The sequence below is a fragment of the Rhizobium hidalgonense genome (genome assembly GCF_005862185.2).
GTDB lineage: Bacteria > Pseudomonadota > Alphaproteobacteria > Rhizobiales > Rhizobiaceae > Rhizobium > Rhizobium hidalgonense.
The window spans coordinates 1,743,360-1,755,766 of the sequence record NZ_CP054027.1 but is presented as its reverse complement, the minus strand read 5'-3'; the positions used below and the strand labels follow the sequence as shown (position 1 = coordinate 1,755,766).

The window sequence follows — 12,407 nt, the reverse complement described above, 5'->3', positions numbered from 1 at the left end:
GTCGATCAGGATCGACATCCCTTCCGTCAGAGCACGCCGCAGGCTTTCTGCGGCGGCAATGGCGATGATGGCTGGGAAGCCCGGCGCTGGGCCGCCACCGAACCGCAATAAAAAATAGCTGTTGCAGGGGAATGAGCGTAGAGTGAGCGCCATCGGCCCATCGGCATCGGCACGACCGCTTGTGAGACCATAGTGCTCTTGCCGCTTCACGGAGGGCACGACAATGCTTTTATCGCTCACCTCACTCAACGATGATGACATAACGATCGTCACCGATGCCGTCCGGCAATGGTGCTGCGAGCGGAAGCTCGACATCGACAGCATCCAAGGGCGCCACGCCATCACCATTGCCGTCGATCTCATCCAGATGAATACCGACCGCGACAGGCTTGTTGCCGAGCTGTCGAAGCAGTTGGACCACCAGTAGTACCGGCCTCAGCCGCGCGCTGCTTCGAGACGGGCCGGCGGCGGCTTGCAGCCACCTTGCGGATCATCATCCCCTCGCCTATGGCATGGCAACGTCCCGCAAGGCCTCTCCCCGTGTTCCGTTTTGCTCTCCACTTCCTGATCGTTCTCGTTCTGACGCTGCTCACGCAGATCGGCGGCGTCGCCTATCTCATCGCCCTCGCCGCATCCCGCGCCTTGGGCATCCGCCGCTTTCTAGCGAGGTTCGCGATCTTCCTGCTTTTTTATGCCGGTGCGTCGTTTGCCGCGGGCCTCGCAGCCCCGATGTTCGGGCGGGTTCCCCTCTCCTGCATATCGGGCGCCACAGACAAGCTCGTGGTCCGCTCTCCGGTCTATTGCCTGCTGAACCGCAATTACGTCACGCCTGGCCTGCGCGATCTGGCAAAGGCGCTTGCCGCCCATATGGACGCGGAATTTCCCGGCACCGTCACCGTCGCGCTGGATGCGAATTTCCCTTTTGTGAACGGCTTTCCGCTGCTTCCGCATCTATCGCATACTGACGGGAAAAAGCTCGACTTCGCCTATTATTACAAGAATGCCGACGGCGCCTTCCTGAATGGCGCCACCCGTTCCCCGATCGGTTATTTCGCCTTCGAAGAGCCGGCACCGGGTGACGAACTGCCATGCGAAGGGCGCAACGACTGGCTGACCACACGTTGGGATTTCGACGCGCTGCAGCCATTGTTTCCGGACTATAGAATCGAGGAGCAGCGCACATCGGCCGCCGTCGACTGGCTGACCCGCGAGGGCGTGGCACGCTTCGGCCTGCAGAAGATCTTCATCGAGCCGCATCTGAAGAACGCGCTTGGCATTACCGACAGCCATGTCCGCTTCCAAGGCTGCCGCGCCGCCCGCCACGACGACCATATCCATATCCAGGTCGAGTAGCCCCGGCCCATCAAATCGCACGGTCATGTGGGCAGACAGAGTCGCGTTGCCCTACGAGGATATATTTGCGACGTCCTAAAAGATTTACACCCTTCGAAAGAACGTCGAATGGAAGCAGGCATGATCTGGCTTACGCTTTTGCCCTTTGCAGCAGTCTTCATCGCCACTCTGATTATGGGGCAAGGCAGCAGGTTATGGATATCAATTGCGATCACCAGCTCAGCATTGGTCGTCGGAGCGCTGTGCCTATACGAAATTGGTGTAAAAGCCTCTTGTGAAATTGACGAGAGCGAATGTCTGGGTGCGACTGCCACTGCTTGGCTTATCGCCTTCGTGTGGGGTGCTCCAACCCTTGGATTTATTCTCAAGCTTGCAACCCAAATTCGTTCTCGTGGCAGAGACGACGACGGGCGTTCACCGTCTGCTTGAATGGCTGCGTTGCAGATCGAGTATCACCACCCAATTAAGCGATCGGGCTGCCAACCAATTTCAAACGATTTTAAAAATCCGTGCCAAAAACTAATCGATTTTAATTTTATGATTAAAATTTTCTTGTTGCAGCGCAGTAGAATTTAACCATTATTTCTTCAGACGCTCAGTCTGTCCGTTGGAGGAACTCGCATGACGATGACATTTCCGCTAACCGAGAAGCGTGACGCAGAGGCATTGCTGAAACACTTGACGTTGTACAAACTCAGCTGCCCAGGAAACTGCGTCGTGTCGCTTAAGACTTACGTCGCCTACGTCTCGTCCTCGCACACGACGGCACTCGGCACCGCCCGTACAGCCTGGTAGGGGATCGAATGTCTCGGGCTTTTTGCCGAATGTTTGTGCCTTTCGCTCATGTTCAAGGCGCCCACCGCTAAACACCCCTCACCGTCGTCTGCCTCGATAGGCATCTTCTCTACGCGGGGGGAGAAGATGAGAAGCTGCGTCACGGAACGTGGACGTGGCCTCGGCGGTTTCCGAGAAATCATCGAATGCCGGTCGCGGCAAACGGCCGTTGCCGTGCTTGCAAAAATTCCTATGCTGAGCGCCGTCGATGGCGATGAAAACCGAGTCATCGCGGTGCGATAGGAATTTTAGATCACATCATGACCAGTCTCAGCCGCCCTGATCTCAGCGACATCCACTATGGCGGCTGGGTGGATCGTCGATTGCCGGCCGCATGGCGGCCATACACGCGGCTGGCGCGGCTGGATCGCCCGGTCGGAATTTGGCTCACGCTCTTCCCGTGCTGGGCTGCCCTCATCCAGGCTTCGCACGGTCTGCCGGATCTCGGGCAGCTGACGATCTTCTCTCTCGGCGCCTTGCTGATGAGAAGCGCCGGTTCCACCGTCAACGACATCGCCGATCGGAGGTATGACGGCCATGTGGAACGGACTCGCTTCCGGCCACTTGCAAGCGGAGAACTGCGCACGCTGCAAGCCTTCGTCTTTCTGGCCGTGGAACTCTTGGCTGCGGCTTCCCTTCTACCCTTCCTGACACCCAATACACGCCTGGTGGCGATATCGGTTCTGCCACTCGTCTTCCTTTATCCGCTCTGCAAACGCTTCACCCATTGGCCACAGGCCGTCCTGGGCGCGGCGTTCAATTGGGGGATGCTGATGGCCTGGGCCGAGATTGCCGGCCATATCCCGGCCGGCGCCGTCCTGATGTGGGTCGGGGCGATCGCCTGGCAGATCGGTTATGACACGATCTATGCCTATGTCGATGTCAGGGATGACACCCGCCTCGGCCTGAAATCTACGGCGATCCTGTTTGGATCGCGCGGCAAGATGTGGATCGGCTTATTCTACGCCCTGGCCGTTGGGGCGTGGTCGCTCGGCGGCTGGCTATTGGAGATGTCGCCGCCTTATGCGGTCGGAATGCTGGTGATTGCAGCCCACCTTGCCTGGCAAACCCGGCGGATCGAGCTCGCCCGCGCGGACCTGAATTACCGCCTGTTCCGCGCCAATATCCTGACCGGCATGCTGCTCGCCGGCACGGCTCTGTCGGGCACATGGTGAGCAGATCGAGGACGTAACACCGATGCCCTATCTGAAACATGGCGTACTCGCCGCGGCAATGATGCTGGCAGCAACGATCATATCATTGCATCAAGCCCATGCCGAACAATGCGACCAGGAGACGTTCGAAGAGACGAAATACGTCGTCTGTACGCTGCAAACGGGGACCGACCTACGCCTGTTCTGGAAGGGCGCCGATGGCCAGCCGTACCGGACTTTTTCAAGCCTTGCCGAAGCCGTTCGCGCCGAGGGGAAGACGCTGGCGCTGGCCGTCAACGCCGGCATGTACCGTGCCGATTTTTCACCGATGGGGCTGTATGTCGAAAACAGCAGGGAATTGAAACCCGCCAATACCGCAAAGGCCGAAAGCTCCGCCGGCCAGGTGCCGAATTTCTATAAGAAGCCGAACGGCGTGTTCTTTCTGGGTGAAACCGGCGCGGGCATACTTCCGACCGATGAATTTCAAAAACGTGCGCCCAAGGTGCGGTTCGCCACACAGTCCGGCCCGATGCTTGTCATCGCCGGCAAGCTGAACCCGATCTTCATCCCCGGCTCGACGGACCGAACCCGCCGAAGTGGTGTCGGGGTCTGCGGGGCCGGCACGGTTCGCTTGGCGATCAGCGAAGACGGAGTGAATTTCCACGATTTCGCGCGGCTCTTCCGCGATGATCTGAAATGCCCCGACGCCTTGTTTCTCGATGGCGGACACGGTGTAGGGCTCTACCATCCGGCGATGGGCCGCAACGACCGCTCCTGGCACGGCGGCTATGGCCCGATGCTCGGGCTTGTTGAATAGCCACGCCTTCATGAGGAAGCCAAGCAGCCGGCCTTCACATTCGGTCGTACGTCGATATCGACCATGACGCCATAGTGATCGCTCGGCCAGATTGCATCCACCGGATTCACCTTCAGAATACGACGGATCGTGACATCGGGGTCGCGGATACCCGAGTTGCCCGACGGATTGATCATAACCACCCTGCCCCAATTGCCTTGGAAGCAATAGGCAGGTACGTCGCTGCTCTCGTCAAGGGGCGCTGGCCTTGCTCGATCTGCCGCGGCAAGATGGGCGATCACCCCCCAGGCAGGTCCGGCACGGGGTCGTCAATGTCTTCGGGAATGAAACCGCCGGTCTGGCGTTTCCACAGACGGGCAAACAGCCCGTCGCGTTCGACCAGTTCGTCCGGCCTGCCCTCCTCCACGATCCGCCCGTGATCGAGCACGACGATCCGGTCCATCCTGGCGATGGTCGAAAGGCGATGCGCGATGGCGATCACCGTCTTTCCCTCCATGACGAGGTTCAGCCTTTCCTGGATGGCGGCTTCGGATTCGCTGTCGAGGGCTGAGGTCGCCTCGTCGAGCACGAGGATCGGCGCGTCCTTCAGCAGAACACGGGCGATCGCCACACGCTGCCGCTGGCCTCCCGAAAGTTTGATGCCACGGTCGCCGACGAAGGCTTCATAGCCCTTGCGGCCCTCGCCGTCCGAAAGGTCGGCAATGAAGGCATCGGCGCTTGCCATCTTCGCCACCGCCTCGATCTCCTCCATCGTTGCCTCCGGCCGGCCGTAACGGATATTGTCCCCGACCGAACGATGCAGCAGCGCGACATCCTGTGCGATGACGCCGATGGCGCGGCGAAGGCTCGCCTGCGTCACCGCGCGGATGTCCTGCCCGTTGATCAGGATCGAGCCGTCGCCGATGTCGTAGAAGCGTAGGAGCAGGCTTACCAGCGTTGTCTTGCCTGCTCCGGAGAGGCCGACAAGGCCCACCTTTTCGCCGGGCCTAATCGCCAACGACAGGTCATCGATAACAGGCTTGCCGGACTTGTAGGCGAATCGGACGTTCACAAAACGGACCTCCCCACGGCTGACCGCCAGTTCGGCCGCATCCGGCCGGTCGATGATGGTGGGCGGCGTTGTCATCACCGGCATGGCATCCTTGATCGTGCCGAGCGCGCGGAAGATCTGCTGTCCCATCTGCAGGAAGGTGAAGGAGCCTGCCGAGAGGCGTTGGAGGATGTAAACCATCGCGGTGAAATCACCCACGGTCATGAAGCGGTCGAACAGCCCCCAAAAACCCATTCCGAGCATGACGAGCCAGAGCACCATGTTGAGGCTGATGACGACGAGACGTTTCGAAGGGACGATAGATCGCATCTGAAATCGACATGGGCCACTCGGATTAGATCGGGAGAAGGCGTGGACTCAGCTACGCAAGGTCGCAGAAAACCATCTCCACGCTGCAATCTCAATTAGAAATTTCAAAAATCTACCAAACGAAAGAGGCGGGCCTGGATCGCTCAATTGCGGTCATCGCGCCATTGAGGCACGATGCCTCAAGGAAACAGCGAGCAGAATCGGACCGACCCTTATGCTGACGGGCTCATGTCATTGCGGCAAGGCGAACTGGACGCTGGAAGGCGATCCCGGTTCGATCACCGCCTGCAACTGTACGCTCTGCCGGCGCTACGGCACGCTATGGGCCTATGATTACGAAGGAGAGCGTATCGCTGTCAGCGGAGAAACCGCTTCCTATACCCGCTCCGGCCGAGAGACGTCGTCCCTCGAAATTTTGTTCTGCCCGTCCTGCGCCTGCGTCCTGAGTTGGCGCGGCCTGCGGCTTCAAAAGGACGGCCGCCGGCGCATGGCCGTCAACCTGCGGCTTGCGCCGCCGGATCTCGTCGCCGATCTGCCCATCGATCATTTCGACGGGCTGGACACGTTCGAAGATCTTCCATCCAAAGGGCGCTGCGTGCGCGACCTCTGGTTCTGACAGCCGGGCATTTATTGGCTTCACGCGGGCATCTCAGCCGCGCCGGGCCGCCTCGATCGCTGCGATATCGATCTTCCTCATCGTCATCATCGCGTCGAAAGCACGCTTTGCCTGACCACCGCCTGCCGCCAGCGCTTCGGAAAGGACACGCGGCGTGATCTGCCAGGACACACCCCATTTATCCTTGCACCAGCCGCACTCACTTTCCTGGCCGCCATTGCCGACGATGGCGTTCCAGTAGCGGTCGGTTTCCTCCTGATCGTCGGTTGCGATCTGAAACGAGAAGGCTTCGTTGTGTTTGAACGTGGGGCCGCCGTTCAGGCCGATGCAGGCAACACCCGCAACGGTGAATTCAACAACCAGCACGTCTCCCTGCTTGCCATCCGGATAATCTCCCGGTGCCCGAATGACGGCGCCGACGGCGCTGTCGGGAAACGTCGCGGCATAAAAGCGGGCAGCCGCCTCGGCGTCTTTGTCGTACCATACGCAGATCGTGTTCTTGGCCATTGCGCGGATCCTCTCGCTTTCGTTTGAATTTCCCCCGTGAAATAAGAAGCAAACCGCGTTTCTCCAGCCCACCGAAACAATTTCCCGGCAGCGATCGCTGCACTGCCGAGTAACCAAACGCGCCGGTCGGAGAAGATGGGGGCTCGTGTAAATCGCGCCAATTGCGGTCATCATCGATCTGTAGGATGACTGAGGCTGCTGCAACCGCCCCTCTCGGTTCAGCGGACCGCTCATTGTTGCATTGGCCGGACTGGAACACTGATGATTTACCTGCTTCGCCACGGCGAGACCATTTGGAACAGCTTGGGCCGTTTCCAGGGCCAGAAAGATTCATCGCTGACGGAACGCGGTATCGAACAGGCTGAACAGGCCGCGAAGCTTCTGAAAAAGGAAGTTGCGGGTAGCGAGGATTCATTCCAGCTCCACGTTAGCCCGCTAGGCCGTACTCTGGAGACTGCGGCTCGCGTGAAACGGATATTGCCACTGGTGGCCCGCCTGGAACCACGGCTGATGGAGGTGACCGTCGGCTCTTGGGACGGCATGACCCAGTTCGAGATCGACAACGAGTTTCCAGGAATGCTGGACGGATCCGACGCTTTTGATTGGTATTTCAAATCGCCCGACGGGGAAAGCTTCGATGCTGCCTGTGCCCGGGCGCAGGACTGGATCTCAGGCATAGCTGGACCGACAGTCGCGATTTCGCACGGGCTGTTTGGCAGATTGGTCCGCGGCGTATATTCCGGCCTTTCAAAACGAGAAATGTTGGAACTGCCCGTTCCCCAAGACGGGTTCTATCGCCTTTGCGATCGAGAACTCACTTTGGTAAGCGCTTCGGTCGAACCAATATCCAGCGTCATTGCATGATAAGGGCTCATGTCTAGGTGACCGCCGCGACCCACCAAAGTTCATTGCCGTTTTATAGCGCCGCATCACCGGCGACGCGCTTTGTTTTTATGCATGTCGGTATCCCGGACACCGGACGACACTAGAACATGTTCCGACCTTCACTGCGCGGGTCACCGTCAACACGATGCGGCTCGTAGAGCCCGCTCCGCGCCTTACGCCGCCAGGGACGGGAAAGATCCCCGGAATTGTCATCGATATCGGCGAGCGATATCGCGGCCGTTCCATCCGTAGGGCATTGCGCCGCCCATCGACCGCCAGGAGCGACGATCCCGGAAGACACGGGATCAGCTAAACCCGGATGTGCGAGTAGGGAAAAGCTGACCCAGTAGCGATTGCTCGCCGCATGCCCCTGCGCCTCTGCAGCGAAGCCCAAATCGTTGACGGGTAAACCACCGGTCGACGAAAACAGCACACAATGGACATCGAGCCGCTCATACTCGCTGAAAATCTCCGGATAGTGACACTCCATGCCGAGCGCGCAGCCGAAACGAATGCCGTCGACCTCGAAGGTCACCGGGATCGATCCCGGCGTGTACATGAAGGAGATCTTGGTGTTAGACAGTAGGCGTTCGTCGTAGCGCGTCACCAGTTCACCGCGGTCGGAGATGACGTAGAGGCTGTTGTGCGGCCGGTGCGGCGCCGTCAGCGGATGCACCGAGCCGATGACCGCCCAGAGCCCGAGCTCGCGTGCCAGCCTGCGCGTCGCATCCAGCTCCTCACGCAGCACCGCCCATTCGAACCGGCGCCAATCGCATGGTCCGATCTCTCTCGGCCCCATCTTCGACATGATGCGCTTGTTGGGCGATGATGTCGTCCCTTCGGGAAAGTGCACGAGCCGCGCACCCGCCTCTCGCGCCTGCTTCATCAACAGGCGCATCTCCTCGCCGCTCCGGCGAAGTTTGTCGATATCCCGGGGATCGTCTGCATAGGTGGTCTGCGCCACGGCGAGACGCAAGCGTCTTGCCTCGGGCAATGCGTCATTCGTCAGCTTGGGAAGAACAAGCATACGGGCGGCAGTGTAGGATTCACCCGTCTTGGCGGCGCGCGCACGCACCCGCCGCTTGAAATTTCCATTCTCAGTCATATCAGGGCCTCTCACGTTCCGGACATCGTTCCCCAGCAACAGGCCCGAAACATCAGGACCAGGATTACGACCCGAGACGAAAGTCCCTTTGCCTCCGATTGAAGACCTTGCTGGGGAAGGTCTAGGGAGGTTCGGCGTTAGGTCACGCCGAATGGAGGATGTCGAGATGGCCGCGATTCGTCAATTCGGGGAATGGAGGCGACTGGTGGGCGCCGAGGGCCCTACTCGGGCCTGCTATCTTGACCCACTCGCCACGGCGGGTCGACGCGGTTCGATCCGGCGAAATAAAGGATGATGCGGTTGCCGCCGGGATCGAATAATTCGGCTTCGCGCCAGAGCCAACTCTTGTCCTCGGGGCCGCTCACGAAACGAAGACCGGCCTCGCTGAGACGGCCGACCGTCTCGTCCAGGCTCTCGCATTCGAAATAGACTGTGGTTCCACCACCGCCACTTTCGCCCTGATGCAGGGAGAAGGTACTGTCCCCGTCCGGGCAGACGAAGCGCGCATACCGAGGACGGGCGTCGACGATGGGCTTGAGACCGAGGGCGCAGTAAAAATTCCAGCCCGCATCGAGGTCAGGCATGGTAACGGTCACCTGGTTCAAGCGCATGATCTATCCTCCCTGATGAGTTCGCCGAAAACTGCCGGCAATTCTGGGACCACGAGATCCATAAAAACAGAGAGCTGAGACCGTCGCATGAACCAAATTCTAAGCGACACGCTTTTTGTGTCCTTGCCACAAATCTCGTGTCAGACTGCTGCAAGCTGCGCATCGCCTGCGCGCCAGTCGAAAGGGCCGAAGCCATGCACAAGTTCACCGTCACCCTCACTCGCGAGATCGAGGCCGATACCGCCGAGGAGGCCGCATTGCTCGTGTACCAGGAACTGTCAAGGGAACCGGTCCCTGACAGCTATTCGGTCACCGACGAGAGGAAGGTAACCAGTGAGATAAAGCTGGACCGAAATAAGGCTGATGAATTCGCCAGCATCGATCACACCGCCGATCCCGGCAACTGGTAACCTCAGGTGGGCATTCCGGCTTTTCGATGAGAGCCGAATGCGCTAGTTGCAAATTCCCTTCCCCGGCGCGAGTGCCGAATTTAAACAGCCCCTCCATCGGAAATATCCCGAGCCAAGGAAAAGCCGTGACCTCACCAATCAAAATAGCGGTCGCCGGCGCGAACGGCCGCATCGGCCGCACTATCGTGCCGCTGCTGGCGGCCGATCCGGCTTTTGCCTTCGTCGGCGGCATCGGCCGTGAGGGCTCCGCGGGCGCCGGGCTGATCGACCGTTCGGCGGCAATCGCCGCCGCCGACGTGATCCTGGATTTCACCACGGGACGTGCCGCCGCTGAACTTACCGGCCTCTGCGCATCAGCAGGCGGGCCAGCCCTGGTGATCGGGGCCACGGGCTTCGAACGGGACGAACTCGAACGGATTGCGGAAGCCGCCCGGACGATTCCGATCCTGCGCTCCGGCAATTTCTCCATCGGCTTGAACATGCTGCTCGGCCTTGTCGCCCAGGCCGCGCGCGCCCTTCCCGCTGAAGGTTGGGATATCGAAATCCTCGAGGCCCATCACAACAGGAAGATCGACGCGCCGTCCGGCACGGCGCTGATGCTCGGTGAGGCAGCCGCCGAGGGCCGCGGCGTCTCCCTCGCCTCCGTCGAGCGGCGCGGGCGCGACGGCATCACCGGGGAGCGGCCGCCCGGCGAGATCGGATTCGCGGTCTTGCGCGCCGGCGGGCTTGTCGGAGAACACAGCGTGCTCTTTGCAGGTGCCGAAGAAGTCGTGACGCTCTCTCATTCGGCTCTCGATCGCAGCATGTTTGCCCGCGGTGCACTGGCCGCCGCCCGCTGGATTGTGGGGCGCGCACCCGGCGAATATGGCATGCGGGATGTCCTGGGTCTGGCGTGAGAAGGGGAACAGGGAGAGTGGACAGAGGCTTGAAGCGCGTTCTTGAATCAAATTCTAAGCGCATCGAAGATCGCAGAAGCGACGACCACTTCCGTTCCGGCGAGACCTACGGAGCAGAATAGCGTGATTTCCTCAGCCGATCCCCGGCCGGCCGCTTTCCCGGCAATGATGTTGGCAAGATCGGCCATGCGGCGCTCGCTGCCGGAACCGGCGAGGAAAAAGGGCGATGCGTAGGCCCAGGTCTGTTCGGGCGAATCCGTCGCGATCACGGCGGCGGCATCCGCGACATCAAGACCGAGTTCATATCCCTGAAGCGTTTTCGGACCCACCGTGTTGACGTGCACACCGGGCTTCAAATCACGCGCATGGATAACGGGTGCTCGGCTCGTCGTTGCGCAGATGACGATATCGGCATCATCAACGGCCTCAGCGACGCTTTCGACAGGTTCCACCTCCAGCCCCAGGGCGTGCTGCATCTCGCTGGCGAAGGCGGCTCGATTTTTCTCGTCGCGGCTATAGACGCGGGCGCGGGTCAGTTTTCGGACGGCGGCGGCTGCGGCAAGCTGGCTTCGCGCTTGCGCTCCGCTGCCGATGAACCCGACGATCCTGGCGTTGGGCGTGCTGAGATGGCGAACGGCGAGACCGCCGATGGCACCGGTCCTGAGGTTGCCGAGGCGCTCCCCGAGAACGATGCCCTTGAGCCTGGCGTCGTCGGCCGACCACACCGCGACGATCTGCGAATGCTCCACCCCGTCGAATGTTTCGTAGACACGGAAACCCGCGAGCGGTTTGTCGCCAAGCATGCCGCCGACGGTGAAAACGAGATCGCCTCGATCGGGAAAGGACACGTGATGCCGGGGCGGAGAGACCAGCCGATTGCCGGCTCTCGCGATAAAGGCGGTCTCGAGCGCATCGATGGCAACCCGCATCAATGCGTTTCCGCCCAGATCCTCGTCCCTCAATATTTTTGTCACGGGCAAATCTCCACCAGCTTAGGCGGGCATCCTCCGACCCCAACTGCGCTTGAGGTCAATAGGGCAGGGAAAGCGATTGCGCTGAAATTCCGAGTGAGGCCTAGTCGACCAGACGGCGGGCCATGATCACGTCGTCGATCTCCCTGCCCTCTTCCAGAACCCCGGCAGGAATCCTGCCGACTTCGGAGAAGCCCTGTCGCTGATAAAACCGGATTGCCGCCGCGTTCTCCGCGCTGACGAAGAGCTCCAGCTGGCGGATGCCGAGATCGCGAGCGTGGTCGGAAACCGCCTGCAGCAGCCTCCGGGCAAGACCCGTTCCACGCAGGTCGGCGCGCACATAGACCATGACGATCGTGGCGCGATGGGCCATCTTGCTCGACCGTTGCCGAAACAGCCCCATGATCCCGACGGGGGCGCTGTCCTGGAACGCAATGAAAACCGGCTCGTTCAGGCGATCGACCCACTCCTCGGGAGAAAGAGCCTCCCAGTCTTCGTAGCGGCTCGCAAACGAGGACGGCTCGGCGCGCAGCGCTTCCAGACGAATAAGCCGGAAAGCCTCCACTTCGTCTGCCTGGATAAGCCTGATCGTCACACCGCCTGCATCCATCGGAACCTCCTGCGATATCGCAGCCATCGTCATTGCAGAGGGCTCGGGCCGATGCAAGCGCGGAAGATTTGGCAGGAATCACTCGAGGATAGGTGTGGCCCCGATAGCAGGTAGCGAGGGCGCCGGGATTTCGGCTTGGCTATGCTGCGCCAGCGCCCTGGGAAGCTTCACTGAGGCGCCCAGCGACAAGCTCGAAGGGTGAGGCCGATGGCCCGCCTGCAGTCATTGCGCTGGGGTTCCCACCCGGCCGCCCTTGCGGACGCCCGACGGATCCCCGG

At 60.6% G+C, this 12,407-nt stretch carries 15 protein-coding genes and 1 pseudogene; 9 read left to right on the top strand and 7 right to left on the bottom strand.

Features of this window, described 5'->3' with window-relative positions; translation table 11 throughout:
- Nucleotides 1–223 precede the first annotated feature (223 nt).
- From FFM81_RS08280 to FFM81_RS08260, 5 genes are all read left to right on the top strand, one after another.
- On the top strand, nucleotides 224–427 hold the full coding sequence (locus FFM81_RS08280) for a hypothetical protein (protein ID WP_138384133.1): 204 nt from the start codon (nucleotides 224–226) through the stop codon (nucleotides 425–427).
- A gap of 113 nt (nucleotides 428–540) precedes the next feature.
- Nucleotides 541–1,353, top strand: coding sequence for a hypothetical protein (locus FFM81_RS08275; protein ID WP_138384132.1), 813 nt, complete (start codon nucleotides 541–543; stop codon nucleotides 1,351–1,353).
- Between the two features lie 120 nt (nucleotides 1,354–1,473).
- Nucleotides 1,474–1,782: a hypothetical protein gene (locus tag FFM81_RS08270; protein WP_165779349.1), complete on the top strand. Its 309-nt coding sequence runs from the start codon at nucleotides 1,474–1,476 to the stop codon at nucleotides 1,780–1,782.
- 665 nt (nucleotides 1,783–2,447) lie between these two features.
- Entirely contained in the window at nucleotides 2,448–3,362 is a 915-nt protein-coding gene (gene ubiA / locus FFM81_RS08265) for a 4-hydroxybenzoate octaprenyltransferase (RefSeq protein WP_138384131.1), read from the top strand.
- Between the two features lie 22 nt (nucleotides 3,363–3,384).
- Nucleotides 3,385–4,158, top strand: a complete 774-nt coding sequence (locus tag FFM81_RS08260; protein WP_025416473.1) for a phosphodiester glycosidase family protein — start codon at nucleotides 3,385–3,387, stop codon at nucleotides 4,156–4,158.
- Between the two features lie 8 nt (nucleotides 4,159–4,166).
- Here the strand turns inward: FFM81_RS08260 and FFM81_RS32655 are convergent, their stop codons facing one another.
- A complete protein-coding gene (locus FFM81_RS32655) occupies nucleotides 4,167–4,334 on the bottom strand; it encodes a hypothetical protein (RefSeq protein ID WP_246401182.1) in 168 nt (55 codons plus the stop codon).
- A 101-nt stretch (nucleotides 4,335–4,435) separates the two neighbouring features.
- Nucleotides 4,436–5,494, bottom strand: a pseudogene (locus FFM81_RS08250) (ABC transporter ATP-binding protein); the annotation flags it as partial.
- 238 nt (nucleotides 5,495–5,732) lie between these two features.
- Between FFM81_RS08250 and FFM81_RS08245 the strand changes: the two are divergent.
- Entirely contained in the window at nucleotides 5,733–6,134 is a 402-nt protein-coding gene (locus FFM81_RS08245) for a GFA family protein (protein ID WP_003564454.1), read from the top strand.
- Nucleotides 6,135–6,167: 33 nt separating this feature from the next.
- Here FFM81_RS08245 and FFM81_RS08240 read toward each other — a convergent pair whose 3' ends face one another.
- The gene (locus FFM81_RS08240; protein ID WP_003564456.1) at nucleotides 6,168–6,641 is read right to left on the bottom strand and encodes a VOC family protein; all 474 of its coding nucleotides are present in this window, start codon (nucleotides 6,639–6,641) and stop codon (nucleotides 6,168–6,170) included.
- A 261-nt stretch (nucleotides 6,642–6,902) separates the two neighbouring features.
- Between FFM81_RS08240 and FFM81_RS08235 the strand changes: the two genes are divergently transcribed.
- Nucleotides 6,903–7,505: a histidine phosphatase family protein gene (locus FFM81_RS08235; RefSeq protein WP_003564458.1), complete on the top strand. Its 603-nt coding sequence runs from the start codon at nucleotides 6,903–6,905 to the stop codon at nucleotides 7,503–7,505.
- A gap of 121 nt (nucleotides 7,506–7,626) precedes the next feature.
- Here FFM81_RS08235 and FFM81_RS08230 read toward each other — a convergent pair whose 3' ends face one another.
- Both FFM81_RS08230 and FFM81_RS08225 read right to left on the bottom strand, forming a co-directional pair.
- Nucleotides 7,627–8,631 (bottom strand): carbon-nitrogen hydrolase family protein, encoded by a 1,005-nt coding sequence (locus FFM81_RS08230; RefSeq protein ID WP_138384130.1) that lies wholly within the window; start codon nucleotides 8,629–8,631, stop codon nucleotides 7,627–7,629.
- A gap of 221 nt (nucleotides 8,632–8,852) precedes the next feature.
- Entirely contained in the window at nucleotides 8,853–9,242 is a 390-nt protein-coding gene (locus FFM81_RS08225; protein WP_003564462.1) for a VOC family protein, read from the bottom strand.
- A 194-nt stretch (nucleotides 9,243–9,436) separates the two neighbouring features.
- Between FFM81_RS08225 and FFM81_RS08220 the strand changes: the two genes are divergently transcribed.
- Complete coding sequence (locus FFM81_RS08220; protein WP_003564464.1) at nucleotides 9,437–9,652, top strand: hypothetical protein; 216 nt, start codon at nucleotides 9,437–9,439, stop codon at nucleotides 9,650–9,652.
- Between the two features lie 125 nt (nucleotides 9,653–9,777).
- Nucleotides 9,778–10,548 carry a 4-hydroxy-tetrahydrodipicolinate reductase gene (gene dapB / locus FFM81_RS08215; RefSeq protein ID WP_003564466.1) on the top strand — a complete coding sequence of 257 codons (771 nt, stop codon included), beginning with the start codon at nucleotides 9,778–9,780 and terminating at the stop codon, nucleotides 10,546–10,548.
- Nucleotides 10,549–10,595: 47 nt separating this feature from the next.
- On the opposite strand, the gene FFM81_RS08210 is transcribed toward dapB, so the two are convergent.
- Nucleotides 10,596–11,522 (bottom strand): ornithine cyclodeaminase family protein, encoded by a 927-nt coding sequence (locus FFM81_RS08210; RefSeq protein WP_138384129.1) that lies wholly within the window; start codon nucleotides 11,520–11,522, stop codon nucleotides 10,596–10,598.
- 100 nt (nucleotides 11,523–11,622) lie between these two features.
- Nucleotides 11,623–12,129 carry a GNAT family N-acetyltransferase gene (locus FFM81_RS08205; RefSeq protein WP_003564469.1) on the bottom strand — a complete coding sequence of 169 codons (507 nt, stop codon included), beginning with the start codon at nucleotides 12,127–12,129 and terminating at the stop codon, nucleotides 11,623–11,625.
- Between the last annotated feature and the right edge of the window lie 278 nt (nucleotides 12,130–12,407).